Source organism: Streptomyces sp. NPDC029169, assembly GCF_055563935.1.
In genome coordinates this window covers 394,824-421,571 of the sequence record NZ_JBVHXA010000003.1, presented here as the reverse complement: position 1 = coordinate 421,571, position 26,748 = coordinate 394,824, and the positions used below count along the sequence as shown (strand labels likewise).

The window sequence follows — 26,748 nt, the reverse complement described above, 5'->3', positions numbered from 1 at the left end:
ACGCCTCGCCGACGGCTTCTCCGTGAAGGAGCATGCCAATGTCGATGATCCGTGACCTGCGCGCCGCGGTCCGCCCCTCCCTGCGTACCTCCCTGCGCAAGCCGACCGCCGCCGGTGCCGCCTCGCCGTACGCCAACTACGACGCGACGCGCGACCCGTCCGCCTCCAGCGCCGTCGTCGACTGCGCCGTCTACCGCGACGGGCGCCGCGTGGACGACCGCGCCTGTCTGACTCCGCGCGGCGCGATGCGCCAGGTGCGGGAGAGCGGCGGCTTCGCCTGGATCGGTCTGCACGAGCCGACCGAGTCCGAATTCGCCGGTATCGCGGCCGAGTTCGGGCTCCACCCGCTCGCCGTCGAGGACGCCGTCCACGCCCACCAGCGGCCGAAGCTGGAGCGGTACGACGACACCCTCTTCACCGTCTTCAAGACGATCCACTACGTCGAGCACGCCGAACTCACCGCCACCAGCGAGGTCGTGGAGACCGGTGAGGTGATGTGCTTCACCGGCCCGGACTTCGTCATCACCGTCCGGCACGGCGGGCAGGGCTCGCTGCGCAACCTCCGCCACCGCCTCCAGGGCGAGCCCGAGCTCCTGAGCAAGGGCCCCTCGGCCGTTCTGCACGCCATCGCCGACCACGTGGTCGACGGCTACATCGCGGTCGCCGACGCCGTCGAGCTCGACATCGACCAGATCGAGATCGACGTCTTCTCGCCGCCGGCGAAGGGTTCCACGCGCGGTACGGACACCGGGCGGATCTACCAGCTCAAGCGTGAGGTACTGGAGTTCAAGCGGGCCGTCACCCCGCTGCTGCGCCCGATGCAGCTGCTGAGCGAGCGTCCGATGCGGCTGGTGGACCCGGACATCCAGAAGTACTTCCGGGATGTCGCCGACCACCTCGCGCGCGTGCAGGAGCAGGTCGTCGCCTTCGACGAGCTGCTCAACTCGATCCTCCAGGCCAACCTGGCGCAGGCGACCGTCACGCAGAACGAGGACATGCGCAAGATCACCTCCTGGGCGGCCATCATCGCCGTCCCGACGGCGGTCTGCGGCGTGTACGGCATGAACTTCGAGCACATGCCCGAGCTGGAGTGGAAGTACGGGTACCCGATGGTGCTCGTCGGCATCACGGCGATCTGTTTCGCCATCCACCGCACCCTCAAGCGCAACGGCTGGCTCTGAGAAGGCTGCCGATAGGCTGCGGGCATGACAGACACCCCGCTCGGGCCCGCCCTCGTCGAGGAGGCCACGAAGAAGTCCGGCCTCATCTGGGTCCGTGGGTCCGCGGACGACGCCCCCGCGGCCCGCGCGCTCTGGCACGTCTGGCACGAGGGCGCGGCGTACGTCGTCGGCGACGGACCGGGCGAGCAGCCCCTCCCGGGGCTCGTCGCGGGCTCGACGGCCGAGGTCACCGTCCGCAGCAAGGACAAGGGCGGCCGGATCGTCGCCTGGACGGCGGCTGTGAGCGAACTGGCTCCCGGTACGGAGGAGTGGGACGCGGCGGTCGCCGAACTGAAGGGCAAGCGCCTGAACGCGACGGACGGCGAGGCGATGCCGGAGCGCTGGGCGCGGGAGTGCCGGGTGCTGCGACTGGCCCCGCTGGACTCCACGACGGACCTGCCGACCGGCTCCCTCGCGGCGGCCCCGCAGCCCTCCGACGCGATCACGCGCCGCCCGATCCCGGCGGGCCTCCACCGCCTGCTCCTCAAGCGTCGCAAGCGCTGAGCCCCAGGCCTCGACGCCTCCTTCTCCCGCTACTTCCTCCCGCCACTTCGTCCCGCCACTTCGTCATGCGCGGAAGCTGATCCTCGGGGAACCTGACTGCGACAGAAGCGTCAGAAACGGGGCATCGCATGACGAACCACCACGAGGAGCACGGACGGCGGCGAGGGAGTTCGGTCACCGTCGTGACGACGGCCGTCTGTCTGGCCGTCATAGGCGCGGCCGGCGTCTGGATGGCGGGCAACGACCCGCAGGGCTCCTCGGGTGAGGGTGTCACCAAGGCCCCCGCCGCCAGGCCGCCCGTCACTGCGGACGCCCGCCCCTTCACCCTGGTCGCGACCGGCGACATCATCCCGTACCCGTCGATCATCCAGCGGGCCGCCGCCGACGCCGAAGGCGGCACCGGACACGACTTCCGGAAGATACTCGCGGGCGTCCAGCCCATCGTCTCCGCCGCCGACCTCGCGCTATGCCACCACGAGATCCCCTACGGCGAGCCGGGCGGCCCCTACACCGGCTACCCCACCTTCACGGCGCCCCACCAGCTGGCCGACGCCCTCAAGGAGACGGGTTACGACGGCTGCTCGACCGCCTCGAATCACACCCTCGACGCCGGTTTCGAGGGCCTGACCCGCACCCTCGACGACCTCGACCGGGTGGGCCTGAAGCACGTCGGCTCGGCGCGCGACGCCGAGGAGGCGAAGGCCCCCGCCTGGTACACGGCCGGCGGCGCGAAGGTGGCACAGCTGTCGTACACGTACGGAACGAACGGCATCCCGCTGCCCGCAGGCAGGCCCTGGGCGGTCAACGTGACCGACCGGCAGAAGATCGTCGACCAGGCGCGGGCCGCCCGGCAGGCAGGAGCGCAGGTGGTCCTGCTCAGCATCCACTGGGGCACCGAGTGGCAGGAGGCCCCCGATGAGCAGCAGCGCGAGCTCGCCCGCGCCCTCACCGCCTCCCGGACCGATGGCCTGCCCGACATCGACCTCGTCCTCGGGACACACAACCACGTGCCCCAGCCGTACGAGAAGGTCAACGGCACCTGGGTGGTCTACGGCATGGGCGACCAGGTCGCCAGCTTCTTCACCGCCGACAAGCTGCGCGGCAACATGTCCTCGATCCCGCGCTTCACGTTCGGGCCCTCCACGGAGCACCCGGGCAGGTGGACGGTGACGAAGGCCGAATACCTCACCCAGTACTCCGACATGGGTCCGCCGTTCCGGGTCGTGTGCGCCTCGTGCGACGCGCCGTCCGGCAAGCGCGAGCGGTACGCGGCGGTCGACGCCCGCGTCACCGAGGCCGTGATGTCCCGGGGCGCGGGGGCCGAGGGGCTGACCCGCGCCACCGAGTAGCCCGCGGACGAGGACGGCGTCAGGTGCGCGGCAGCTGCTTGCCGTAGTCGAGCGTCTCGCCCGGGGCCGGGGCCTCCAGCGGGAAGTCCTTGTCCCACTCGGACAGGACCACCACGCCGGCCCCGCCGGCCCGCGCGAACTGGAGCGGGAAGGGGGCGCCCTCCAGGGCGACGTCCAGCGTGCCGCCCTCGCCGTCCTCGCCGCCCTTGACCTTGACCGTACGGATGCCGCCGATCCTGTCGCGGTCGCCCATCACCGGGTCGCCGTGCAGGCCGATCAGCCCGTCCAGGAGCAGGTCCATGTCGGTGAAGCCGCGCAGCTGCTTGTACGAGGGGTCGTCCTGCGGCACCTTGACGTACTTGTCGTCGAGCTTGTCGGCGGCGTCGTCGCCGTTCTCGCCGTCGCTGTTCTGGCCGTCGCCGCCGTGCGTCCAGAACGCCGCGTCGGCCTTCATGTAGAGCGCCTCGCCGATCCGCAGCAGCTCGAAGGTGCTGTTCTTCGTCGTGACCGAGCCCGTCGCGCCGTCGTCCTTGAGGCGCATGTCCAGCTTGAACGTGCCGCCCTTGCTGACCAGCGTGCCCGAGAGCCGGACGGCCTTCGCCCCGTCCGCCGCCGACTGCGCCTTCTCCTCGATGGCGCTCGCGGGCAGCTTCCCGACCCCGTTCGTCCCCTCGTCCGGATCCTCCGCACAGGCGGTGAGTCCCGCCGCGAGACCGGCGCACAGCGCCAGCGGCAGGACGACCCTGCGGATGCGCGATGCAGTGGGGAGTGGGGTCACCTGCGCGCTGCCTCTCGTCGGTGGGGGGACGGCAGATCGCAGCGTACCCGGGCCGCGAGCCGTTGCCGCAGGCAGCCGTACGGGCGCTCTGCCGGGGCGCCACGGATGGGCACGGGCTAGCCTGAATGCGGCATACCTCAGCAATGACCCGAATCGTGCGACACCGAGGAGGCGCGTGGCATGGCGGCAGGCGCCCCCCGGATCTTCGTCTCGCACCTCGCCGGTGTCGCCGTCTTCGACCCCAACGGCGACCAGGTCGGCCGGGTCAGCGACCTCGTCGCCATGCTCCGGGTCGGCCGCCGCCCGCCCCGGCTGCTCGGCATGGTGGTCGAGGTGCTCAGCCGCCGCCGGGTCTTCGTCCCGATGACCCGGATCACGGGCGTCGAGTCGGGCCAGGTCATCACCACGGGCGTGGTCAACATGCGCCGCTTCGAGCAGCGCCCGACCGAGCGGCTCGTCCTCGGCGAGCTCCTCGACCGCCGCGTCCGGCTGGTAGAGACGGACGAGGAGGTCACCGTCCTCGACGTGGCCATTCAGCAGCTGCCCGCCCGCCGCGACTGGGAGATCGACAAGGTCTTCGTACGGCGCGGCAAGCCCGGCGCCCTGCGCCGCAAGGGCGAGACGCTGACCGTGGAGTGGTCGGCGGTGACCGGCTTCTCCCTGGAGGAGGAGGGCCAGGGCGCGGAGAGCCTGGTCGCCACCTTCGAGCGGCTGCGCCCCGCCGACCTGGCCAACGTGCTGCACCACCTCTCCCCGAAACGGCGCGCCGAGGTCGCCGCCGCCCTCGACGACGACCGGCTCGCCGACGTCCTGGAAGAGCTGCCGGAGGACGAGCAGATCGAGATCCTCGGGAAGCTCAAGGAGGAGCGCGCGGCGGACGTCCTGGAGGCGATGGACCCGGACGACGCGGCCGACCTGCTGAACGAGCTGCCGGACGAAGAGAAGGAACGGCTGCTCACCCTGATGCAGCCGGACGAGGCCGCCGACGTCCGCCGTCTGATGTCGTACGAGGAGCGCACCGCGGGCGGTCTGATGACCACGGAGCCGATCGTGCTGCGGCCCGACGCCACGGTGGCGGACGCCCTGGCCCGCGTACGGCAGCAGGACCTCTCCCCGGCTCTCGCGGCGCAGGTGTACGTGTGCCGGCCGCCGGACGAGACGCCGACGGGCAAGTACCTGGGCACGGTGCACTTCCAGCGGCTGCTGCGGGATCCGCCGTTCACGCTGGTCAGCTCGCTGGTCGACAGCGATCTGCCGCCGCTGGCCCCGGACACCCCGCTGCCCGCCGTCACCAGCTACCTGGCCGCGTACAACATGGTCGCGGCGCCGGTGGTGGACAAGGGCGGGTCCCTGCTTGGCGCGGTCACCGTGGACGACGTGCTCGACCATCTGCTGCCGGAGGACTGGCGCGAGACCGAGTTCCACGAGGAGGGGGTGACCCATGGCAAGTGAGCGCTGGGCGGATCGGGAGCGGGAGCGGGAGCGTGAACGGACGACGATGCCCCGCATCCGGCTCGATCTTCCGCGCGAGCGGCGGGCCAGGCTGCTGCCGGAGTACGACCCCGAGGCCTTCGGCCGGCTCTCGGAGCGGATCGCCCGCTTCCTGGGGACGGGGCGGTTCCTCGTCTGGATGACCCTGACGGTCATCGTCTGGGTGCTGTGGAACGTGTTCGCGCCGAGCTCGCTGAAGTTCGACGAGTACCCGTTCATCTTCCTGACGCTCGCGCTTTCGCTCCAGGCCTCGTACGCGGCCCCGCTGATCCTCCTCGCCCAGAACCGGCAGGACGACCGGGACCGGGTCAACCTCGAACAGGACAGGAAGCAGAACGAGCGGTCCATCGCGGACACCGAGTACCTGACCCGGGAGATCGCGGCGCTGCGGATGGGCCTGGGGGAGGTGGCGACCCGCGACTGGATGCGCTCGGAGCTCCAGGACCTGATCAAGGAGATGGAGGAGCGGCAGGACGGCCACCGGGATCTATTCCCTGCCTCCGGGGATCGGGGACGTGACGTACCCGACCGCTGACGGGTCTTTCCGGAGCCGGTGGTGAGCGCCGTACCATCTCCATATGGCTACGGAAGACGCGGTGCGCGAAGCACTGGCGACGGTGAACGACCCCGAGATCAACAAACCGATCACCGAGCTCGGCATGGTGAAGTCGGTGGAGATCGGATCCGACGGCAGGGTCGCCGTCACGGTCTATCTCACCGTCTCCGGCTGCCCGATGCGCGATACGATCACGCAGCGCGTCACGGACGCGGTCTCGCGGGTGGAGGGCGTCTCCGGCGTCGACGTCTCGCTGGACGTGATGAGCGACGAGCAGCGCAAGGAGCTGGCCGCGGCCCTGCGGGGTACGACGGCCGAGCGCGAGGTCCCGTTCGCCAAGCCCGGCTCGCTGACCCGCGTGTACGCGGTCGCCTCCGGCAAGGGCGGCGTGGGCAAGTCCTCCGTGACCGTGAACCTGGCCGCGGCCATGGCTGCCGACGGCCTGAAGGTCGGTGTCGTCGACGCCGACATCTACGGGCACAGCGTGCCGCGCATGCTGGGTGCGGACGGCCGTCCGACCCAGGTCGAGAACATGATCATGCCGCCGTCGGCGAACGGCGTGAAGGTCATCTCCATCGGCATGTTCACCCCGGGCAACGCCCCGGTGGTGTGGCGCGGCCCGATGCTGCACCGCGCGCTCCAGCAGTTCCTCGCGGACGTGTACTGGGGTGACCTGGACGTCCTCCTGCTCGACCTGCCCCCGGGCACGGGCGACATCGCGATCTCGGTGGCCCAGCTGGTGCCGAACGCGGAGATCCTCGTCGTCACGACCCCGCAGCAGGCGGCGGCCGAGGTCGCCGAGCGGGCCGGCTCGATCGCCGTCCAGACGCACCAGAAGATCGTCGGCGTCGTCGAGAACATGTCGGGCCTGCCGTGTCCGCACTGCGACGAGATCGTCGACGTGTTCGGCACGGGCGGCGGCCAGCGGGTCGCGGACGGCCTGACGCGGACCACGGGCGCGACGGTCCCGGTCCTCGGCTCGATCCCGATCGACGTCCGCCTCCGCGAGGGCGGCGACGAGGGCAAGCCGGTCGTCATCACCGACCCGGACTCCCCCGCGGGCTCGGCCCTCCGCGCCATCGCCGGCAAACTGGGCGGCCGCCAGCGCGGCCTCTCGGGCATGAGCCTGGGCATCACCCCGCGCAACAAGTTCTGAGAAAAGGGCGCCCCCGACGGGGGCGCCCTTCCTCGTGCCTAGGAGGCGTACAGCCCGAGGTCCTGCACCCCCGCAAACCCCAGCCCGTACGCGCTCATCCCCCGCCCATACGCCCCGATATGCACCTCACCCGCAGACCCGGCCAGCACCCACCCGAACTCCGACTCCCGGTAGTGGAACGGCACCGGCACCCCGTCCACCGGCAGTGACAGCGTCGACCACGCCGGCCCCGACAGGTCGTCCGCCAGCTCGAAGGCCGTCTCCGTCTGCTGGTCCAGCCAGTCGTCCCGCAGCGCGTGGTCCAGCTGTGCGGGCCAGGTGTACGCGAGGAGCCCCGAGCCGGCCAGCCAGGCGGCGGAGGAGACCGTGGTGGCGTCCAGCACACCCGTACCGTCACCCGTCCTGCGTACGGGGCTCGCCGCGACCGTCACGACGACCGCGAAGCGCTCCTTCTCGGCCCCGCTCGCGTCCGACTTTATGGACGGCTCGTCCCCGTGGCCCATCGACCCGTGCTGGACCGTCCCGTCCGCATCCGTGCCGACCTGCATCAGCCAGCGCGCTCCGGTGAACGCGTCGTCAAGTCCGTACCAGGTGAAGGGTGCGCGCAGATAGCCTTCGGCCGTGCGCCGGGCTGTGGGCAGTCCCTCCACCCGACTCGTCGTCTCCATCTCGGCCGCCTCCTCGATCCGTCGTGCCCGCGTCGGCGGACAACAGATGCGAGGATAGCCACCGGCTCACGCCAGGTCGTGTCAGCCGAGGTCGTCGGGTGTGGTCAGGTCGCGTCGGAGTCGTACGGCGGCCGCTCGCCGGTGCCCGGCTTGTCCTGCTTCTTCAGCAGGTCGGGGGAGCCTGACCCGTTGACGGCCGCAGGGACGGACGGGGTCTCCGGCTCACGCCCGTGCACCGCGTCCGCGACCTCGTTCATCTCCTTCTTGAGGTCGAAGCTGCTGCGCAGCTCCTTCAGCTCCTTGAGGTCCTCGTTCCCCTCCAGCTGCTTGCGCAGGAAGGTCTTGGGGTTGAGGTCCTCGAACTCGAAGTCCTTGAACTCCGGACCCAGCTCGGAGCGGATGTCCTGCTTCGCGCTCTCGGAGAAGTCGCGGATCTTCCGGATGAAGCGCGAGACGTCCTGGATGACCTTGGGCAGCTTGTCCGGGCCGAACACGAGCACGGCGAGGACCACGAGCGTCACGAGCTCGAGTATGCCTAGGTCGTTGAACACCTTGCTGCTCCTTACACCGGGTGCGGGGCCCGCACCACGGTACCCGCCGAAACTGCCGGGCGGGTACCTTGCGGTGTCCCCCACATGGCGCCCAGCCGCCACATGGCGCTCAGCCGCCCTGCGAGGAACCGAGCGTCAACGTCTTGGTCTGCTCCTTGCCGCCGCGCAGCACCGTCAGCTCCAGCCGGTCGCCGGGGCGGTGGGCGCGGATCTTCACGATCAACTCCTCGCCACTGTGCACCCGCTGGCCGTCGACCTTGATGATGACGTCGCCGGGCCGGACGCCGGCCTTGGCCGCCGGGCCGCCCGGGGTGACCGAGGCGGAGCCGTCCTTGCCCTTCTCGCCGACGCGCGCGCCGTCGCCGTTGAACTGCATATCGAGGCTCACACCGATGACGGGGTGGGTGGCCTTGCCCGTGTTGATGAGCTCCTCGGCGACGCGCTTGCCCTGGTTGATCGGGATGGCGAAGCCGAGACCGATGGAACCGGACTGGGCGCCGCTCTCGCTCGAACCGTCGCCGGCCGCGCGGATCGCGCTGTTGATGCCGATCACCCGAGCCTTGGAGTCGACCAGCGGCCCGCCCGAATTGCCCGGGTTTATCGGGGCGTCGGTCTGCAGGGCGTCGACGTAGCTGATGTCGCTGCCGTCGCCCTTCTCGCCACCGGCGGTGATGGGCCGCTCCTTGGCGCTGATGATGCCGGAGGTGACGGTGTTCTGGAGGTCGAAGGGGGCGCCGATGGCGACGACGGGGTCGCCGACGCGGACGTTGTCCGAGTTGCCGAGCGGGAGGGGCTTGAGGCCCGAGACCCCGGCGACCTTGACGACGGCGAGGTCGTAGCCGCTGTCCTTGCCGACCAGCTTGGCGCTCGCGGTCTCGCCGCTGCTGAAGGTGACGGTGATCTTGCCGGAGGCGGCGGCCGCGTCGACCACGTGGTTGTTGGTCAGGATGTGGCCCTGGGTGTCCAGGACGAAGCCCGTGCCGGTGCCGGACGAGCCGGCGCCGCTGACATGGAGGGTGACCACGCTAGGCAGGGCGCTGGCGGCGATGCCCGCGACGCTGTCCGGGGCGCGCCCGGAATCCTCGGCGCCCGCCTGGGGCAGCTCGACGGTGGTGATGCCGCCGTTGCGCTCGACGTACGCGCCGACCGCGCCGCCCAGGACGCCGGTGAGCAGGGCGAAGGTCAGCGCGCCCGCAAGCGCGAGCCCGCGTCGGGAGCGGCGGGGCTTGGCGAGCGGCTCGGCCCCGATGGTCAGCGGGGCGCCGGGGGCACCGGGGGCTCCCCAGGGGTCGTACTGCACCCACTGCGCGGGCTGGGGTGCGACCGGCTGCGGGGCGACCGCCTGGACGGCGACCGCTTGCGGGGCCACCGGCTGCGGGACGGTCGGCTGAGGGGCCGTCGGCTGCGGTGCATTCGGCTGCGGCGGTACGGGGACTCCGTGGGCCGGGGTCGCCACCGGCCGCTGCACGGGCGGGGCGGGAGCCCAGGGTCCGGGCTCGCCGTACGGCGGGGTCCGGTACTCGTCGGGCTCGTGCAGCGGCTGGAGCTGCGGCTGCGCCGGTTCCTGGGGTTCCGGCTGCGCCTGCTGCGGTACGGGTACGGCGGCGGGCGCGGCGTCCTCCGGCGCGGGCACCGGCACCGTGGCCTCCGGGGTCGCGGGAGCGGCCAGCGTGAAGTCCCCCTCGTCCGCGGTCGGCGGCTCCGGCGTAGCAGCCGGTGCAGCCGCCGGAGGCGTACTCGTCGGCCGGCTCCACCACTTGGGCTTCTGGCCGGTCGGCTTCCCGTCGTTCATGCTCTCCCCGCAACAGCTGGCCTGTCCGCGCCCGCCTCACGGCGGGCGCCCGTGCCCTGGATTCAACCAGGTCCCGGGTCAGCGGTGGGAGGTGAGCGGTGTCGTCGTCGGGCTCGGGGCCGTGAGCGGGGTCGGAGCCGGGGTGAGGAGCGGGGCGCCCAACGGGTTGAACCCGGACGTGAACGCCAGGCGCAGGGCCGGTCCCGTGGGCCGTACGAACGGGGAGAGCTCGAGCATCGACTGGGGCGGCGTTCCCTGGCGGCCGGCCACGGCGGGCGTCACCTCACCCGGCACCAGGGGTCCGGCCGACACCGCGCCGGTGGTCCAGCCGCGGCCGCCCCGGGTCGTCGAGGAGTCGGCGGCGGCCCGTTCCTCCGTACGCCCGCCGCGTCCTCCGGCCGTGCCCGCGTTCGTACCCGTGCCCGTACCGGATCCCGTGCCCAGGCCCGAGACCGATCCCGAGGCGGTGCCGCTGCCCGTGGCGGGCGATCGCAGCGGGGTCACGTTCGTGCCCGTGCCCTCGCCGCGCGCGCCGATGTTCACCGTCGACTCCAGCGGCAGGGCACCGCCCAGCGCTATCGCGGCGAACGAGACCGCGCTGGCGGCAGCGATGCCGAAGCGCCGGCCCCGCCAGGACGAGCGGTCCTGATCGGGGCGGCCGCCGACGGCGTGGATACGGAAACCGGAGTGCGGGGAGACGACCGCGGCCGTCGCGAAGCCGTCCGACCTCACTCCGCCGAGGCCTCCGGGGCCTCCGAGGCCGCCGGAGCCGCCGAGGCCACCGGTGCCGCCCAGGCCGAAGAGCTCATCGAAGGGTCCCCCCCGACGGTCCTCACCCCCCGGATCACCAGGGCCCCCGGGCAACCCCTGAAGGCGTGCGAGGAGCCCCTCCGAGGGCGGAGGGGGTGCGGTGGAGGCGAAGACGCTCTTCAGCCGGCGCTGGGCGTCGGCCTCCGCCTTGCATTTGGGGCAGGTCGCGAGGTGCGCGAGAACCCGCTCGCGGGCGTCGTGGCCGAGCTCCCCGTCGACCAGCGCGGCGAGCCGGTCCCCGAGGTGCTGCTCCGCGGGGGTCGGGCCGGCAGGACTGATGCTCACGCCGTTCCGACCTCCCAGCCGACGGTGGCCAGCGCACGCTCCGCCCGGGCTTCGGGCGAACGGTGCTTGAGCGCCTTGCGCAGGTGCGAGCGCCCGCGGTGGATGCGGCTGCGGACCGTGCCGAGCTTCACGCCGAGCGTGGCGGCGATCTCCTCGTACGACAGTCCCTCGATGTCGCACAGGACGACCGCGGCCCGGAACTCGGGCGCGAGGGTGTCGAGGGCCTGCTGGACGTCGGCGTCGAAGTGCGTGTCGTTGAACGCCTGCTGCGGCGAGGGCTCGCGGCTGGGCAGCCGCTCGGCCGCGTCGTCGCCGAGCGCGTCGAAGCGGATCCGCTGCTTGCGGCGGACCATGTCGAGGAAGAGGTTCGTGGTGATGCGGTGGAGCCAGCCCTCGAAGGTGCCCGGCGTGTACGTCGACAGCGAGCGGAAGACGCGGACGAAGACCTCCTGCGTGAGATCCTCGGCGTCGTGCTGGTTGCCGGTCAGCCGGTACGCGAGGCGGTAGACCCGGCCGCTGTGCGTGCTGACGATCTCCTCCCAGGTGGGCGGAGTCCACGCCTGCGATTCCGCATCCGATGCGAAGGTCGCGGTGGTGGGAGCGGAGTCGGCAGTGTGGATTCGGTCAGCGGTGTCGGTCACGGATTTCGGCTCACCCGCCGATCTGAGAAGACGCCGAAGCACTCCTCCCCGATCCACAGGCGCAGCCGCACCTCCCCTGTCGGCTCTGGTGGTGTCCAGTGGAGCCCCTACCATAGCCACCTCGCCCGTTAGCTCCGGATAAGAATCTTTACGCGAATTTGGGACCGGGTCGCCCGCGGCCTCTCCTCGCGTCCTGCCCTCTGTGAACGCGCGGTCCCATCTGCGGGTTCCCGTGTGCAGCGGATACAGTCACCGTTGCGCCAACTACGGGGACAGGAGAGGGCCATTACCGCCAACCGGCAGACGAGCTGGGCGTTCGCCGACGCCTTTGTCGCCGAGGACGAAGCGCTGCACTGGGCCCGTGACCGGGCCCGGGAGGCAGGGGTGCCCTCGGTGTCACCGGGCACCGGCGCCGCTCTGCGCCTGCTTGCGGCGACGGCGGACGCGAAAGCGGTGGCCGAAATCGGTACCGGCACGGGCGTGTCCGGAATCTATCTGCTGCTCGGGATGCGGCCGGACGGCGTCCTGACCACCGTGGACCTGGAGCCCGAGCGCCAGCAGTTCGCGAAGACGGCCTTCCGGGCAGCGGGCTTCGCCGGCAACCGGGCGCGTTTCATCCCGGGCCGCGCCCTGGACGTCCTGCCGCGGCTCGCGGACGGCGGGTACGACCTCGTGTTCTGCGACGGCGACCGGTTGGAGTCCCTGGACTACCTCGCTGAATCGTTGCGCCTGCTGCGACCGGGCGGTCTGGTCTGCTTCGAGGGCGTCTTCGCCGACGGCCGCACCGTCGACTCGGCGGCGCAGTCGGCAGAGGTGCTGCGGATACGTGAGCTGCTGCGGGCGGTCCGGGAGAGCCAGGAGCTGCTGCCCTCGCTGCTGCCCGTGGGAGACGGTCTGCTGTGCGCGGTACGGCGGGGCTGACAGCCCTCAGAACGCCGCCCCACCCCTGAGCCCCACCCCTGAAACACTCTCACCCCTGACACACTCCTGCCCCGGCGCGGTGGGTACCGTGCCGGGGCAGGAGCGGACAATCCTGGCTTGTCGCGTCAGCCGACTACCTGCTTCAGGGCGTCGCCGAGTGCTTCGGCCTCGTCCGGGGTCAGCTCGACGACAAGCCGACCGCCGCCTTCGAGCGGAACGCGCATGACAATGCCCCGCCCCTCCTTGGTCACCTCGAGCGGGCCGTCGCCCGTCCGCGGCTTCATGGCCGCCATGCTTGTTCCCCTTCCTGAAACCAGCTCTTCGTCAGCCGACGGCCCCTGATCGGGAGCACACGTCACCGGCATCGAACACATTGCTTCCAGGTCATTATCCCGCATCACGGGACCCGATGACCAACATCGGGCTGCATCGCTTGCGCAACGCGCTTCCGCAAAACCGCACATTTCGGGGATCGGCCTGCGATACTTCGCCGCCGCTTCGCCACCACGCCACCGCCGGTCTTTGACGCAGCTCACATGTGCGGGGTGGGTGATCTCCGCCATGCTGGGCGGGACAGGGACGCAAAGACGCGAAGGGAAGCCCCGATGGCCGACACCGTGCTGTACGAAGTGACCGACGGACTCGCCACGATCACGATCAACCGGCCCGAGGCCATGAACGCGATGAACGTCGAGGCGAAGGTCGCCCTGCGGGACGCGGCGGAGGCGGCCGCCGCGGACACCGCCGTACGGGCGGTACTGCTGACGGCGGCCGGCGACCGGGCGTTCTGTGTCGGCCAGGACCTGAAGGAGCACGTGGGCCTGCTGATGACGGACAAGGAGACCGGCTCGCAGGCGACCATGAACACCGTCCGGGACCACTACAACCCGATCGTCCGGGCGCTGACGGGCATGCAGAAGCCCGTGGTGGCGGGCGTGAACGGCGTCGCGGCGGGGGCGGGCTTCGGCTTCGCGCTGGCGGCGGACTACCGGGTGGTCGCCGAGACGGCCGCGTTCAACACCTCCTTCGCGGGTGTGGCGCTCACCGCCGACTCCGGAATGTCGTGGACGCTGCCCCGGCTGATCGGCGCGAGCCGCGCCTCGGACCTGCTGCTCTTCCCGCGCTCGATCAGCGCCCAGGAGGCGTACGAGCTCGGCATCGTGAACAAGCTCGTCCCGGCCGCCGACCTCGCCGAGGAGGCCCTGAAGATCGCCCGCACGCTGGCGGAAGGCCCGACGGTGGCGTACGCGGCGCTGAAGGCCTCCCTGGCGTACGGCGCGGACCACTCGCTGTCGGAGGCCCTCGACAAGGAGGACGAGCTCCAGACGGCGGCGGGCGCCTCGGAGGACCACACGATCGCGGTCCAGGCGTTCCTGTCGAAGGAGAAGCCGAAGTACGTGGGCCGCTGACCCCCCAACGGAACCCCTTCGAGCGAGTGGTCTGCGCGTCTATATGATCCGCACACCACTCGTTCATCTCGAGTGCTCCACATTTCACGCACATACCTGGGGGGTTCCGTGCGTCCTCTCTCGGCGTCGCGATCCGTTCGCGGCGCTCTCACCACCGCCCTGGCACTCGGTCTGTCGGCGACGGCCCTCGCGGTCCCGGCGCAGGCCGTCGACGGCTGGGAGCGCTGTCCCTCCGGCAAGGTCTGCGTCTTCAGCCAGCCGCTCCAGCAGGGGGACATGCTCGTCGTGAGCAAGCCGATGTACTCCCTCGGCGCCTGGGACAACCGCATCCGCTCCTTCGTCAACCACAGCGCGGACGCGGTCTGCTTCTATCCGCAGCCCGGCTTGGCTCCCGAAGGGTCCGTGCACTTCTACAACTCGGAGTCCTTCGACGAGAGCGCGTACCCCGAGCTCGACCGCGCGGTCAGCTCGATCGACGTCGGGCCCGAGGCGGACGACTTCTGCGGGGCGGAGAGCCGGCTCCCGCTCTGGTACGGCGACGCCGCTCCGAAGCTCCGGCCCGCCTCGTCGGCGACGCTCGGCGCGTTCGGCGACGTCAACAGCGACGGCTTCGCCGATCTGCTCACCCGTGACGCGGTCGGCGGGCTGTGGACCACCCACGCCTGGGAGAGCACAGGCACCACGCAGCGCATCGGCGGCGGCTGGCACACCATGACCAAGCTGACCCGGCACGGGGACCACAACGGCGACGGCACCGAGGACGTCCTCGCCCGCGACACGGCCGGCGTCCTGTGGTTCTACCCGGGCACCGGCAAGGGCCTGTTCAAGCCCCGCCTCAAGATCGGCGCGGGCTGGAACACCATGCGGGACATCGCCGCCGCGGGCGACCTGACGGGAGACGGCAAGGCCGACCTGCTCGCGGCCGACACCGCCGGTGTCCTGTGGACGTACCCCGGCAACGGCAAGGGCTGGTTCGGCACCCGGCAGAAGGTCGGGGCCGGCTGGACGGTCATGAACGAGCTCGTCGGCGCCGGTGACATGAACTCCGACCGGCGGGCCGACCTCGTGGCCCGGGACACGGACGGCAAGCTCTGGCTCTACCCGGGCAACGGCCGCGGCGCCTTCGGCGCCCGCAAGCTCATCGGCACCGGCGGCTGGAACGGGCTGAAGGAACTGGCCGGCCTGGGCGACCTCACGGGCGACGGCCGGCCGGACCTGGTCGCGCACGCCCCCGGCACCGACCCCTGGGACCGGAACAACCCCATCTACCTCCGGGTCTATCCGGGCAAGGCGGACGGCAGCCTCCAGGCCCCGAAGCCGTTCGCTCTGCTCCGCTCCTCCCACTTCGTCTTCTGAGGGTTCTGAGGCTTCTGAGGCTTCTGATGCCGACTCTCACTCCTCCATCGAAGGGAGTCCGATCCATGGTCGGAACCTCTCGGGCCCGGCGCGCCCTCGGCGCGGCCGTGGCCACCGTGGCCTCGCTGGCCACCCTCGTCGTCGCGGCGCCGAACGCCGCGGCGGACTCGTCCCGCTGTCCGGCGGGCAGGCTCTGCCTGTTCCAGTACCCGGAGTTCAAGGGCGAGATGAAGATCATCTCGACCAGTCAGCCCACCCTGGGCACCTGGAACGACAAGACCTCGTCGATCGTCAACAACTCCGGTCTGTACGCTCATGCCTTCACGGGCCCGAACTACACCGGCGAAGACTCGCTGCACATCAGCCCGCACAACGGCGCGATCGACCTGGGCGGCGGCGCGTTCGACGGGAGCCTCGACAACACGATCAGCTCGATCCGGGTGGCCGCGACCGACTGGGAGCTCTCCTACGGCGTCCCCTGGATGGACTGGCTGGCACCCAGCGCGCGTCCTGAGCCCACGCCCGTGACCGCCCTCGGCGACCTGGACAACAACTGGGTCCCCGACCTCCTCCACCGCGGGGAGGACGGGAGGCTGTGGTTGCTGCCGGGCTACGTCCCCCGGGGCAGCACTACTCCCCCGAAGGGGCGGCTGATCGGTGGCGGCTGGAACGCGATGACCCAGCTCGTCCGGCACGGCGACTACAACGGTGACGGCAACGAGGATGTCTTCGCCCGCGACAAGGCCGGCGTGCTCTGGCTCTACCCGGGGAACGGCCTGGGATGGTTCAAGGCCCGCGTCAAGATCGGCGCGGGCTGGAACACCATGCGGGAGATCGCCGCGGTGGGCGACATCACCGGTGACGGTCGCCGCGACCTGGTCGCCCGGGACACGGCCGGTGTGCTCTGGACGTACCCCGGCAACGGTAGGGGCTGGTTCGGCACCCGTAAGAAGGTCGGGGCCGGCTGGAACGTCATGAACCGCCTGGTGGCGCCCGGCGACATGAACGGGGACGGCAAGGCCGACCTCGTCGCCCGTGACGGCTCGCGCGCGCTGTGGCTGTACCCGGGCACCGGGCGGGGCACCTTCGGTACCCGTACGAAGCTGCCGTACGCCTGGCCCGCCAACGAGCAGCTGCTGACCGTAGGGGACGTGACCGGGGACGGCCTGTCCGACCTCATGCGGACGATCAACTACCGCGAGCTGTACCTCGATGCCGGAAACGGCCGGGGTGGCATCGGCGCCCCGTCGTACCAGATGTCCTTCGACTCCGCCGACGGCGTCCACGTCTTCTGACGCGGGCGCCGGAAACGGCGGGAACGGCCCTGTGTGACCCCGGGGCGCCCCCTAGCGGGCGCCCCGGGACACGCAGCCCTGGACGTGGTCGTCGACCAGGCCGCAGGCCTGCATCAGGGCGTAGGCCGTCGTCGGGCCGATGAAGCGGAGGCCGCGCTTCTTCAGGGCCTTGGAGAGGGCGGTCGACTCGTCCGTCACCGCCGGGACGTCGGTGAGCGTCAAGGGGGCCGGGCGGGTCGCCGGGTCGGGGGCGTAGGACCAGATCAGGCTGTCCAGCTCACCGGGGGCCCACTCCGCCAGCACCTTCGCGTTGGCCATCGTCGCGTCGATCTTCGCGCGGTTGCGGATGATGCCCTCGTCCACGAGGAGCCGCTCCCGGTCCGTCTCGCCGAACTCCGCGACCGAGGCGATCTTGAAGTCGGCGAAGGCCCGCCGGAAGCCCTCGCGGCGGCGCAGGATCGTGATCCACGAGAGCCCGGACTGGAACGCCTCCAGGCACAGCCGCTCGAACAGCGCGTCGTCCCCGTGGACCGGGCGGCCCCACTCCTCGTCGTGATACGCGACATAGTCCTCGGTCGACAGGCCCCAGGGGCAGCGCAGCAGACCGTCCGGGCCGGGGACCGCCTCGCCGGTCACTGGTCCTCCTCCTTACGGAAGGACGGCCCGGACGACGGGCCGTGGCCGTCATGTCTGCCCGCCAGCGCCGCCTGCAGCTCCGCGATCCGCGCGTCCCGCTCCGCGAGCTCCGCGGCCAGCCGGCCCAGCACGTCGTCCACGTCCGCCATGCGGTACCCCCGCACCGTCACGGGCAGCCGGAGCGCCTCGATGTCGGCGCGGTCCACGGGGCGGGCCGCGGGCAGCGGATCCACCAACTGCTCCGGCGCCACCTCGGGCAGCACCTCACTGTCGCCTCCGCCGACCACCGCGAGGGTGACCGCCGCGACGACCACGACCATCGCGATCAGCAAGAACCAGAACACCAGCGCGCCTCTCCCCGGAGTGGAAATCGTCCCAGTGCCGATCGTGCCATGCGCCACCGACAGTTAGGGTCGCAGGCGAATGGACGCGAGGGAGGACAAAAGGGATGCTGCGCTTGGGACGGCGTGAATTCGGGCCGCACGAGCCGGTGATCATGGCGATCGTGAACCGGACCCCGGATTCCTTCTACGACCAGGGCGCCACCTTCCGCGATGAGCCCGCCCTCGCCCGCGTCGAGCAGGCGGTGGCCGAGGGCGCCGCCATCATCGACGTCGGCGGCGTGAAGGCGGGCCCCGGCGAGGAGGTCACGGCCGAGGAGGAGGCGCGCCGCACGGTCGGCTTCGTCGCGGAGGTACGGCGCCGGCACCCGGACGTCGTCATCAGCGTCGACACCTGGCGCGCCGACGTCGGCGAGGCGGTCTGCGAGGCCGGCGCGGACGTCCTCAACGACGCCTGGGGCGGCGTGGACCCGCGGCTCGCGGAGGTCGCGGCGCGCTACGGCGCCGGTCTCGTGTGCACCCACGCGGGCGGCGCGGAGCCGAGGACCCGGCCGCACCGGGTCGAGTACGAGGACGTGATGGCCGACATCCTGCGGGTGACCGTGGGCCTGGCCGAGCGGGCGGTCGAACTGGGCGTGCGGCGGGACGGGATCATGATCGACCCGGGCCACGACTTCGGGAAGAACACCCGCCACAGCCTGGAGGCGACCCGGCGCCTCGGCGAGATGGCGGAGACGGGGTGGCCGGTGCTCGTTTCCCTGTCCAACAAGGACTTCGTCGGGGAGACCCTCGACCGCCCCGTCAAGGAGCGGGTGTTGGGGACGCTGGCGACGACGGCGGTCTCGGCGTGGCTGGGCGCCCAGGTCTACCGCGTGCATGAGGTGGCCGAGACGCGGCAGGTACTGGACATGGTGGCGTCCATCGCGGGGCACCGGGCGCCCGCGGTGGCGCGGCGCGGGCTGGCGTAGCCGGTCGGGCGGCTGCGGCCGGTGGTCGGTCGACCACCGGCCGGGGAGTCGCGCCCGGCACCGTTACCGGCCGACCTCCTTCGACACCAGCGCCACCGCCTCCTCCACGTCGTCCGTCACGTGGAAGAGCAGCAGGTCCCGCTCCGAGGCCTTGCCGCCGGCGACCACCGAGTCGCGGAGCCAGTCCACGAGGCCCTTCCAGTACTCCGTACCGAAGAGCACGATCGGGAAGCGGGTCACCTTGCGCGTCTGGACCAGGGTGAGCGCCTCGAAGAGCTCGTCCAGGGTGCCGAGGCCGCCCGGGAGGACCACGAAGCCCTGGGCGTACTTCACGAACATCGTCTTGCGGACGAAGAAGTAGCGGAAGTTCACGCCGATGTCGACGTGCTGGTTGAGCCCCTGCTCGAAGGGGAGCTCGATCCCCAGGCCCACCGAGATGCCCTTGGCCTCCCGCGCGCCCTTGTTCGCCGCCTCCATCGCGCCCGGGCCGCCGCCCGTGATCACCGCGAAGCCGGCCTCGACCAGCGCGCGGCCGAGCCGCACGCCGGCGTCGTACTCCGGGGAGTCCGGCTTCGTGCGGGCGGAACCGAAGACGCTGATCGCGCTCGGCAGTTCGGCGAGCGCGCCGAAGCCCTCGACGAACTCGGACTGGATGCGCATGACCCGCCAGGGGTCGGTGTGCACCCACTCCGAGTCGCCCTCGGTGTCCAGCAGACGCTGATCGGTGGTGCCCGGCTGGACCTGATCCCGGCGCCTCAGCACCGGTCCCAGCCGCTGCTCCTCCGGCTTCGACGCTCCCTCGGGGATACCCATGGCCTGCTCCCTCCGCCGATCCACTGATCTTCTGATTCGGTCAGGGTAGGTCTACAGACGTGACAAAAAGCAGAATTACGGCTTTCAGGCGGTGAGCCAGTCCCGGAGACGTGCCTCGCACTGGACGACCCGTTCCACCACCACGTGCTCGTCCACCTTGTGCGCGTAGATCGGGTCGCCGGGACCGTAATTGACGGCGGGGACGCCGAGGTCGCTGAAGCGGGCCACGTCGGTCCAGCCGAACTTGGGGTGGGCGGTGCCGCCGACCGCCTTCATGAACGCCTCGGCGGCCGGGTGGGAGAGGCCGGGCAGGGCGCCCCCGCTGTGGTCGTCGACGACGAACTCGGCGACGCCGCAGTCGGCGAAGACCTCGCGGACGTGCGCCTCTGCCTCCTCACGAGTGAGGTCGGGGGCGTACCGGTAGTTGACGACGACTGTGCAGGCGTCCGGGATCACGTTGTTGGCGACGCCGCCCTCGATCCGTACCGCGTTGAGGCCCTCGTGGTACTCCAGGCCGTCGATGACCGGCTTGCGCGGCTCGTACGCGGCGAGGCGGGCGAGGATCGGGGCCGCGGTGTGGATGGCGTTGGAGCCCATCCAGGAGCGTGCGGAGTGGGCGCGCTCGCCCTCCGTACGCAGGAGGACGCGCAGCGTGCCCTGGCAGCCGCCCTCGACCTCGGCGTTCGACCCTTCGAGGAGGACCGCGAAGTCGCCCTCCAGCCAGTCCGGGTGGGCCTCGGCGACCTTCCCGAGGCCGTTGAGGTGGGCGGCGACCTCCTCCTGGTCGTAGAAGACGAAGGTGAGGTCGCGGTTGGGCTCGGGGACGGTGGCGGCGATCCGGAGCTGGACGGCGACGCCCGACTTCATGTCGGAGGTGCCGCAGCCCCACAGGATGCCGTTCTCGTCGAGGCGCGAGGGGACGTTGTCGGCGATCGGCACGGTGTCGATGTGCCCCGCGAGGATCACGCGCTGCCCGTGGCCGAGGTGGGTGCGGGCGACGACGTTGTTGCCGTACCGGTCGACGGTGAGGTGGGGCAGGGTCCGGAGGGCCTGCTCGATCGCGTCGGCGAGCGGCTTCTCGGTCCCGCTGACCGAGGGGAAGTCGACGAGCGCGGCGGTGAGCGCGGGGCCGTCCAGCGTGAGGTCGAGGGGAGCGATGTCAGCCATGTGCCGACCCTAACCCGGCCTCCAGTACGGTGGGCCCCGTGTCCGAGCCCACCCGTAGCCCCCGCAGCGCCCGCACCTCCCGCACAGGCCGTCTCGCCAGGTTCACGGCCGCCTTCGCCGTGCTCTGCGGCCTGATCGTCTATGTGGCCGTGCACCAGGTCACGGGCCCCAAGGGCGCGCCCCGGTGCCGTGTGGGGAGTGGCGAGAACACATACGAGTTCACGCCGGAGCAGGCGTCGAACGCGGCCACCATCTCGGCCGTGGGCACCACGCGCCGGATGCCGGAGCGCGCGGTGACGATCGCGCTGGCGACGGCGCTCCAGGAGTCCGCGCTGCGCAACATCCGGCACGGCGACCGGGACTCCCTGGGGCTGTTCCAGCAGCGCCCGTCCATGGGGTGGGGAACGCCGGAGCAGATCATGGACCCGGTGTACTCCTCGGGGAAGTTCTACGAGGGTCTGGCGAAGGTTCCGGGGTATTCGCGGCTGCCGTTGACGGTGGCGGCGCAGAAGGTGCAGCGCAGTGGTTTCCCGCAGGCGTACGCGAAGCACGAGCCGGACGCGTCGCTCCTTGCGGCGGCGCTGACGGGCCGCTCGGCGGCCGCGCTCAGCTGTACGACGGGCAAGGTGCGGGACGGGAAGCCGGGCGATCCGGCGAAGGTGCGGGCGGAGCTGGTACGCGCCTTCGGCGCCAAGGCCGCTCCGCGGGCGACGGCGGGGGGCAGCGCGGGCGCGAACGCCGCCCCGGCGGCGAGTCCCGCGCTGGTCTCCGTCCCGGTCCCCGCGCCCCGGCGCGGCTGGGAACTCGCCCACTGGGCGGTGGCCCGCGCCGACGACCTGCGGATCACGGAAGTGACCTACGCGGACAAGACCTGGCGCGCGAGCGACGCCACGGGCACGTGGACGAGGACGACGGACGCGGCCGCCCCCGAGACGGTCCGCATCCGCCTGGCCCGCTAGCGGGGCGGAGGCAGCCTGCCGGCGATGCCGGGGTAGCCCCGCCGCAGGTCCGCATCCGCCTGGCCCGCTAGCGGGGGCGGAGGCGGCCTGCCGGCGATGCCGGGGCAGCCCCGCCGCGCGCCGCGCGGTTTGCCAGGCGCCCGCCCGGCGAAGCCCGGGCACCAGCCCCGGCGACTCGCCCCGCGCCGCGCGGGCAGCCCCCAGCAGCCCGCCAGGCGACACCCGGGCAGGACCCTCCGTCAACGCGGGGCAGCAGCCCCCTTGGCAACGCGCGGGTAGCCCGCGCGGCGGCGTCCGGGTAGTCGCTCGGCGGCGAGCCTGGCGCAGCGTGGGTAGTTCCTGGCGGCTCGACCCACAGCCTGCCGAGCGACGCCCCGGCACCCCGCCCGGCGAAGCCCGGGCCGCAGCCGGCAGCTCGCCCCGCGCCGCGGGGGTTGTCCCGGCGCGCCGCCCGGCGAAACCCGGGCAGCAGTCCCCGGCGGCGCGACCGACAGCCAGCCGCGCAACGCCCCGGCACCCCGCCCGGCGAAGCCCGGCCAACAGCCCCCGGCAACGCGCCAGGCCAGGCGCGGGTAGCCCGCCCGGCGAAGCCCGGGCCCAGCCCCGCCCCACGCGCCCCGGCGGCTCGTGCCGCAGCCCGTGCGACCGCGCCCCGGGCAGCCGGGGCCCCAGCCGGGCACATGTACGACCCTTCCCCCGACCGGGTATTCACGGTCGCGGGCGGCGTGCGCCCGCGCAGCTAGCCGTCGCTTCCCTTGTGCCGCAAGGGAAGTGACGGTTCGGCAGGCCCTGGATCTTCGGCGCGTTCGTCCGCTTTCCTCCCCACCCGATAATGCGATGCATTACGCAGCCTTTACCTTCGGCCGCCGCAACCTCCCCCTCCCCCGTCTCGGTTGTCACGGCGTCAGAACGTCCTCTTCGTCGAAGGAGCACCATGTCCCTCCCCCTGACCCGTCGGATCGCCCGCGCCGCCCTCCTCGTCGCGGCCGGAGCAGCCCCCGTGGTCGGTGCGGCCGGCTCCGCGAGCGCCATGGACCACAGCATCGCGCCCACCGGCGCCCTCTCCGGCATCAGCTCGCTCGACGGCGCCGCTGCCGGCAGCGCCGTCGACGGTGCCTCGCAGACCGCCACCGGGGTCGTCGGCGACACCGGCAGCAAGGCCGTCGGCAAGGCCGTCCCGGCCGCCGGCAAGACCGTGGGCAAGGCGGGCAAGACCGCCACCCCGGCCGCGCAGAAGGTCGCGGGCGACACCGCGGGCAGCGCGGGCGAGGTCCTCGGCGAGACCGCCGGCGCGGCCTCCGACAGCGCCCCGTCGACGGGCGGCCTCGGCCAGGCCCTGCCGACCGGCGGTGTGCCGTCGCTGGGCGGCCTGCCGATCGGCGGCTGACCCCCGTCCGGTTCTCCAGCACCGGCACGGGAAAGGGCCCGGGGAGCGTCACGCGTCAGCGTCACGTTCCCCGGGCCCTCTCGCCGTACGGCGTCAGGCGCGCCCAGGCACGTCACGCGTCAGCGTCACGTTCCCCGGGCCCTCTCGCCGTACGGTGTCAGGCGCGCCCAGGCACGTCACGCTCCCCGGGCCCTCTCGCCGTACGCCCGTCAGGCGCCCAGGCGCTTGACCGCCGCCTCGACGCGCTCGTCCGTCGCCGTGAAGGCCACGCGGACGAACCGCTCCCCCGCCACCCCGTAGAAGTCGCCGGGCGCGACCAGGATGCCCTTCTCCGCCAGGTACGCCACCGTCTCCCAGCACGGCTCGTCCCGGGTCGCCCACAGGTACAGGCTCGCCTCGCTGTGCTCGATCCGGAAGCCGTGCGCCTCCAGCGCCGTCCGCAGCGCCGCGCGCCGGGCCGCGTACCGCTCCCGCTGCTCGGCCACGTGCGTGTCGTCGCCGAGTGCGGCGACCGTCGCGGCCTGCACCGGGGCGGCCGTCATCATCCCGCCGTGCTTGCGGATCTGGAGCAGCTCGCCGAGGACCGCCGCGTCGCCCGCGATGAACGCGGCCCGGTAGCCGGCCAGGTTGGAGCGCTTGGAGAGCGAGTGCACGGCGACGATGCCCTCGTACGTACCGCCGCAGACGTCCGGGTGCAGGACCGAGACCGGGTCGGCCTCCCAGCCCAGCTCCAGGTAGCACTCGTCGGAGAAGACGAGGATGCCGTGCTCACGCGCCCAGGCCACGATCCGGATCAGCTCGTCCTTGCCCAGGACCTTGCCGGTGGGGTTGGACGGCGAGTTCAGCCACAGCAGCCTCACCCGCGCCGGATCGAGGTCCGTCACCGGGTCGTCGTACACGACGGGCTCCGCGCCGCAGAGCCGCGCGCCGACCTCGTACGTCGGGTAGGCGAGCCGCGGGTACGCGACCTGGTCCCCGGCGCCGAGGCCGAGCTGGGTCGGCAGCCAGGCCACCAGCTCCTTGGAGCCGACGACCGGCAGCACGTTGTGGTGGGTGAAGCCGACCGCGCCGAGGCGCCGCCCGCACCAGCCCGTGAGCGCGTCCCGCAGCTCGGTGGTGCCCCAGACCGTGGGATAGCCGGGCGAGTCGGCCGCCGCGACCAGCGCCCGCTGGATCAGCTCCGGCACGGGGTCGACCGGGGTGCCCACGGACAGGTCCACGATGCCGTCCGGGTGGGCCACCGCCGTCTTCTTGTACGGCTCCAGCTTGTCCCAGGGGAAGACGGGCAGGCGCGAAGAGACTGCGCCCGAAACTGCGCTCACGAGTTGGCTCACTTCCTCGTACGTACGGAAAACGCGTCGGTCCCGTACAGCGGGCGAGGCCGTACGGGACCGAGGGCGGGTGTATCAGCCGTTCTGCGGCGGCAGAGCGGCGATGAAGGGGTGGTCGCGCTCGATCAGGCCGAGCTTGGAGGCACCACCGGGCGAACCGAGCTCGTCGAAGAACTCGACGTTCGCCTTGTAGTAGTCCTTCCACTCCTCCGGGGTGTCGTCCTCGTAGAAGATGGCCTCGACCGGGCACACCGGCTCACAAGCACCACAGTCGACGCATTCGTCCGGGTGGATGTACAAGGACCGGGAGCCCTCGTAGATGCAGTCGACGGGGCACTCCTCGATGCATGCCTTGTCCTTGACGTCGACACAAGGCTGCGCGATGACGTAGGTCACGCTGTCGTTCCTCCTCGGTAGGGCTGGTCTGCGCGGGAGCGCGGCGTCGTCGATGCCCGCCCCTAGTATCTCCGTTCTTGGGGACGATCCGAACAGGAGGGGCGGAGAAGCTGTGGAATTCACCGCAGGAGGGCGCCTTGAGGTACGTATTACCCGCGCTGACGTGGGAAAACGTGTCTCAGTTCGGTACGTGACGGAGGCGGGTGACTCCGGTGGGAAATTCACCGACGCGGTCGGAGTTCTCACATCCTGGGAAGGTGGTGTGCTCTTGATCACACGCCGGACCGGGGAGACCGTCCGAATCGCGGAATCCTCCCTGGTCGCGGGCAAGGTCGTGCCCGCCGCCCCGGCCCGCAGGCGTGGCCCCGCCGCCTCCTTCGAGGAGCTGGCGCGGGCGATGGCGCGCGCGTGGCAGCCGGTGGAGAGCGAGGCGATGGGCGAGTGGACGCTGCGGGCGGCCGGCGGATTCACCCGGCGGGCGAATTCGGTGCTGCCGCTCGGCGATCCCGGGCTGCCGATGGACGAGGCGCTCGCCCGTGTGCGCGACTGGTACGCGCAGCGGGACCTCCCGCCTTATATCCAGACGGCGACCGGCGCCGAGGGCACGCAGGAGCTCCTCTGCGCGGATCTCGAGCGGCGCGGCTGGCGGTCGGAGGTCACGGCGGAGGTACGGGTCGGAGGCCTTGCCCCGGTCGGCGACCTGGACGCGGACGTGTCACGCGTCCGGCTCGCGCGGAACGTGGACGAGGCGTGGCTCCGTCGCTACAACCGGTCCGGTGTGGTCGGACCCCATGTGCTGAGCGTCCTCTCCAGCGGCCCGAGTGTGTGGTTCGCATCCGTACCGGGCACGGGAGACATACCGGCGGCGATCGGACGGTGTGTGGTCGACGGCCGCTGGGCCGGATTCATGGCGGTGGAGGTCGACCCCGGGTCCCGGCGCCAGGGCCTGGCCACGGCCGTCATGACGGCGCTCGCCCGGCAGGCCCTCGACGAGGGCGCGTCGGCGGCCTGGCTCCAGGTGGAGACGGAGAACGACGGGGCCCGGGCGATGTACGAGGGGATGGGCTTCGCGGTCCATCACCACTACCACCACTACCGGCCGGCGGAGGCGTGAGTGAGGTGACGGGCGTGACCGACTGGCGGAGGGAGTTCGCGGAGGAGGCCCGTACGCGGCGCCCGGACCTCGCGCGGCTCTGTCTGCTGATCGGCGCCGTGGCGGACGACGGGCTGAGCACGGCGGACCTGGACGCGGCGGAGATCGAGCTGGACCGGCTGGCCGGGGAGCTGCCGTACGGCCTGCACGATCCGGAGGACTGGGTGACCGCCCTGGCCCGGCTGCTCGGCGGCCGGTACGGCTTCCAGGGCGTCCCGGCCGACTACCAGCGCCTGGAGTCCTCGCTGCTCCACGAGGTCCTGAAGCGGCGGCGGGGGCTGCCGATCCTCCTCTCCGTGGTGTGGATGGAGGTGGCGCGGCGGGCCGGCGCGCCGGTGTACGGCCTCGGCCTGCCCGGCCACTTCGTGGTCGGCTTCGGCGACCCGGCGGCCCAGGTCTTCGCGGACCCCTTCGCGGGCGGCCGGCCGATGACGGGCATGGACGCGGAACTGCTGGTGGCCGGCGCGACCGGCGAACCCCTTGAGCCCTCGATGCTCCGCCCGGCGGACCCGCTGGACATCGTCCTGCGCATCCTGAACAACATCCGCGCCTGGGCCTCGGCCCGCCCGGAGCGCTCCAGCGTGGCGCTGTGGGCGGTGGAACTGTCCCTGCTGCTCCCCTCCCACCCGGCGCGGCTGCGCTACGAGCACGCGGAGCTGCTGGTGCAGCGGGGCGAGTTCCTGGCGGGCGCGGCGGAGATGGAGGCGTACGCCTCGGTCGTCGACGCGGTCGAGCCGAGCGCGGCGGCCTCGATCCGTCACCGCGCGCAGGCGGCACGGGCGCTCCTCAACTAAGACTTGATCCGCAATTCCCGA

Annotated in this window: 28 protein-coding genes; 15 read left to right on the top strand and 13 right to left on the bottom strand. The window is 71.9% G+C overall.

Annotation, left to right across the window (positions count from 1 at the left end):
* Positions 1-38 precede the first annotated feature (38 nt).
* The 3 genes from ACZ4VI_RS08650 (at position 39) to ACZ4VI_RS08640 (ending at position 3,073) form a co-directional block, all read left to right on the top strand.
* The gene (locus tag ACZ4VI_RS08650; protein ID WP_467997894.1) at positions 39-1,181 is read left to right on the top strand and encodes a magnesium and cobalt transport protein CorA; all 1,143 of its coding nucleotides are present in this window, start codon (positions 39-41) and stop codon (positions 1,179-1,181) included.
* Positions 1,182-1,205: 24 nt separating this feature from the next.
* Positions 1,206-1,724, top strand: coding sequence for a hypothetical protein (locus tag ACZ4VI_RS08645; RefSeq protein ID WP_467997892.1), 519 nt, complete (start codon positions 1,206-1,208; stop codon positions 1,722-1,724).
* Positions 1,725-1,852: 128 nt separating this feature from the next.
* Complete coding sequence (locus ACZ4VI_RS08640; protein WP_467997890.1) at positions 1,853-3,073, top strand: CapA family protein; 1,221 nt, start codon at positions 1,853-1,855, stop codon at positions 3,071-3,073.
* Between the two features lie 19 nt (positions 3,074-3,092).
* On the opposite strand, the gene ACZ4VI_RS08635 is transcribed toward ACZ4VI_RS08640, so the two are convergent.
* A complete protein-coding gene (locus ACZ4VI_RS08635) occupies positions 3,093-3,851 on the bottom strand; it encodes a hypothetical protein (RefSeq protein ID WP_467997888.1) in 759 nt (252 codons plus the stop codon).
* Positions 3,852-4,031: 180 nt separating this feature from the next.
* Here ACZ4VI_RS08635 and ACZ4VI_RS08630 point away from each other — a divergent pair, with 180 nt between their 5' ends.
* The 3 genes from ACZ4VI_RS08630 to ACZ4VI_RS08620 are packed head-to-tail and all read left to right on the top strand — an operon-like array spanning position 4,032 to position 7,054.
* Positions 4,032-5,303, top strand: coding sequence for a magnesium transporter MgtE N-terminal domain-containing protein (locus ACZ4VI_RS08630; protein ID WP_467997886.1), 1,272 nt, complete (start codon positions 4,032-4,034; stop codon positions 5,301-5,303).
* Positions 5,293-5,877 (top strand): DUF1003 domain-containing protein, encoded by a 585-nt coding sequence (locus ACZ4VI_RS08625; RefSeq protein WP_467997885.1) that lies wholly within the window; start codon positions 5,293-5,295, stop codon positions 5,875-5,877. The genes ACZ4VI_RS08630 and ACZ4VI_RS08625 overlap by 11 nt, the downstream gene beginning before the upstream one ends.
* Positions 5,878-5,920: 43 nt before the next feature.
* Positions 5,921-7,054, top strand: a complete 1,134-nt coding sequence (locus tag ACZ4VI_RS08620; RefSeq protein ID WP_467997883.1) for an Mrp/NBP35 family ATP-binding protein — start codon at positions 5,921-5,923, stop codon at positions 7,052-7,054.
* A 38-nt stretch (positions 7,055-7,092) separates the two neighbouring features.
* On the opposite strand, the gene ACZ4VI_RS08615 is transcribed toward ACZ4VI_RS08620, so the two are convergent.
* The 5 genes from ACZ4VI_RS08615 to sigE form a co-directional block, all read right to left on the bottom strand.
* Positions 7,093-7,722 carry a hypothetical protein gene (locus ACZ4VI_RS08615; RefSeq protein WP_467997881.1) on the bottom strand — a complete coding sequence of 210 codons (630 nt, stop codon included), beginning with the start codon at positions 7,720-7,722 and terminating at the stop codon, positions 7,093-7,095.
* Positions 7,723-7,826: 104 nt separating this feature from the next.
* Positions 7,827-8,273 (bottom strand): sec-independent translocase, encoded by a 447-nt coding sequence (locus tag ACZ4VI_RS08610; RefSeq protein WP_467997879.1) that lies wholly within the window; start codon positions 8,271-8,273, stop codon positions 7,827-7,829.
* Between the two features lie 109 nt (positions 8,274-8,382).
* Positions 8,383-10,065 (bottom strand): S1C family serine protease, encoded by a 1,683-nt coding sequence (locus ACZ4VI_RS08605; protein ID WP_467997878.1) that lies wholly within the window; start codon positions 10,063-10,065, stop codon positions 8,383-8,385.
* 78 nt (positions 10,066-10,143) lie between these two features.
* The gene (locus ACZ4VI_RS08600) at positions 10,144-11,154 is read right to left on the bottom strand and encodes an anti-sigma factor family protein (RefSeq protein WP_467998100.1); all 1,011 of its coding nucleotides are present in this window, start codon (positions 11,152-11,154) and stop codon (positions 10,144-10,146) included.
* 2 nt (positions 11,155-11,156) lie between these two features.
* Complete coding sequence (gene sigE / locus ACZ4VI_RS08595) at positions 11,157-11,915, bottom strand: RNA polymerase sigma factor SigE (protein ID WP_467997877.1); 759 nt, start codon at positions 11,913-11,915, stop codon at positions 11,157-11,159.
* 141 nt (positions 11,916-12,056) lie between these two features.
* Between sigE and ACZ4VI_RS08590 the strand changes: the two genes are divergently transcribed.
* On the top strand, positions 12,057-12,722 hold the full coding sequence (locus ACZ4VI_RS08590) for an O-methyltransferase (RefSeq protein ID WP_467997876.1): 666 nt from the start codon (positions 12,057-12,059) through the stop codon (positions 12,720-12,722).
* 125 nt (positions 12,723-12,847) lie between these two features.
* Here ACZ4VI_RS08590 and ACZ4VI_RS08585 read toward each other — a convergent pair whose 3' ends face one another.
* Positions 12,848-13,015 (bottom strand): DUF3117 domain-containing protein, encoded by a 168-nt coding sequence (locus tag ACZ4VI_RS08585; protein WP_006346801.1) that lies wholly within the window; start codon positions 13,013-13,015, stop codon positions 12,848-12,850.
* Positions 13,016-13,327: 312 nt separating this feature from the next.
* Here ACZ4VI_RS08585 and chcB point away from each other — a divergent pair, with 312 nt between their 5' ends.
* From chcB to ACZ4VI_RS08570, 3 genes are all read left to right on the top strand, one after another.
* Positions 13,328-14,131 carry a 2-cyclohexenylcarbonyl CoA isomerase gene (gene chcB / locus ACZ4VI_RS08580; protein WP_467997875.1) on the top strand — a complete coding sequence of 268 codons (804 nt, stop codon included), beginning with the start codon at positions 13,328-13,330 and terminating at the stop codon, positions 14,129-14,131.
* Between the two features lie 108 nt (positions 14,132-14,239).
* Entirely contained in the window at positions 14,240-15,487 is a 1,248-nt protein-coding gene (locus ACZ4VI_RS08575) for an FG-GAP-like repeat-containing protein (protein ID WP_467997874.1), read from the top strand.
* Between the two features lie 65 nt (positions 15,488-15,552).
* Entirely contained in the window at positions 15,553-16,782 is a 1,230-nt protein-coding gene (locus ACZ4VI_RS08570) for an FG-GAP-like repeat-containing protein (protein WP_467997872.1), read from the top strand.
* 51 nt (positions 16,783-16,833) lie between these two features.
* Here the strand turns inward: ACZ4VI_RS08570 and ACZ4VI_RS08565 are convergent, their stop codons facing one another.
* Both ACZ4VI_RS08565 and ACZ4VI_RS08560 read right to left on the bottom strand, forming a co-directional pair.
* Positions 16,834-17,418 (bottom strand): DNA-3-methyladenine glycosylase I, encoded by a 585-nt coding sequence (locus ACZ4VI_RS08565; RefSeq protein WP_467997870.1) that lies wholly within the window; start codon positions 17,416-17,418, stop codon positions 16,834-16,836.
* Positions 17,415-17,762, bottom strand: a complete 348-nt coding sequence (locus ACZ4VI_RS08560) for a DivIVA domain-containing protein (RefSeq protein WP_467997869.1) — start codon at positions 17,760-17,762, stop codon at positions 17,415-17,417. Before ACZ4VI_RS08560 ends, ACZ4VI_RS08565 begins: the two co-directional genes overlap by 4 nt.
* Positions 17,763-17,866: 104 nt before the next feature.
* On the opposite strand from ACZ4VI_RS08560, the gene folP reads away from it, so the two are divergent.
* Complete coding sequence (gene folP, locus ACZ4VI_RS08555) at positions 17,867-18,727, top strand: dihydropteroate synthase (protein ID WP_467997867.1); 861 nt, start codon at positions 17,867-17,869, stop codon at positions 18,725-18,727.
* Positions 18,728-18,790: 63 nt separating this feature from the next.
* Here folP and ACZ4VI_RS08550 read toward each other — a convergent pair whose 3' ends face one another.
* Together ACZ4VI_RS08550 and dapE are read right to left on the bottom strand one after the other, a co-directional pair.
* A complete protein-coding gene (locus ACZ4VI_RS08550; RefSeq protein ID WP_467997865.1) occupies positions 18,791-19,540 on the bottom strand; it encodes an LOG family protein in 750 nt (249 codons plus the stop codon).
* 84 nt (positions 19,541-19,624) lie between these two features.
* Complete coding sequence (dapE, locus tag ACZ4VI_RS08545; protein WP_467997864.1) at positions 19,625-20,707, bottom strand: succinyl-diaminopimelate desuccinylase; 1,083 nt, start codon at positions 20,705-20,707, stop codon at positions 19,625-19,627.
* Positions 20,708-20,736: 29 nt separating this feature from the next.
* Between dapE and ACZ4VI_RS08540 the strand changes: the two genes are divergently transcribed.
* Positions 20,737-21,666 (top strand): hypothetical protein, encoded by a 930-nt coding sequence (locus ACZ4VI_RS08540; RefSeq protein WP_467997862.1) that lies wholly within the window; start codon positions 20,737-20,739, stop codon positions 21,664-21,666.
* 934 nt (positions 21,667-22,600) lie between these two features.
* Positions 22,601-23,053: an ATP-binding protein gene (locus ACZ4VI_RS08535; protein WP_467997860.1), complete on the top strand. Its 453-nt coding sequence runs from the start codon at positions 22,601-22,603 to the stop codon at positions 23,051-23,053.
* Between the two features lie 209 nt (positions 23,054-23,262).
* On the opposite strand, the gene ACZ4VI_RS08530 is transcribed toward ACZ4VI_RS08535, so the two are convergent.
* Positions 23,263-24,375: a bifunctional succinyldiaminopimelate transaminase/glutamate-prephenate aminotransferase gene (locus ACZ4VI_RS08530; protein WP_467997858.1), complete on the bottom strand. Its 1,113-nt coding sequence runs from the start codon at positions 24,373-24,375 to the stop codon at positions 23,263-23,265.
* An 84-nt stretch (positions 24,376-24,459) separates the two neighbouring features.
* Positions 24,460-24,780, bottom strand: coding sequence for a ferredoxin (fdxA, locus tag ACZ4VI_RS08525; RefSeq protein ID WP_003985062.1), 321 nt, complete (start codon positions 24,778-24,780; stop codon positions 24,460-24,462).
* 112 nt (positions 24,781-24,892) lie between these two features.
* On the opposite strand from fdxA, the gene ACZ4VI_RS08520 reads away from it, so the two are divergent.
* Complete coding sequence (locus ACZ4VI_RS08520; protein WP_467997856.1) at positions 24,893-25,894, top strand: GNAT family N-acetyltransferase; 1,002 nt, start codon at positions 24,893-24,895, stop codon at positions 25,892-25,894.
* A gap of 5 nt (positions 25,895-25,899) precedes the next feature.
* Complete coding sequence (locus ACZ4VI_RS08515; RefSeq protein ID WP_467998098.1) at positions 25,900-26,727, top strand: transglutaminase family protein; 828 nt, start codon at positions 25,900-25,902, stop codon at positions 26,725-26,727.
* Positions 26,728-26,748: the final 21 nt, after the last annotated feature.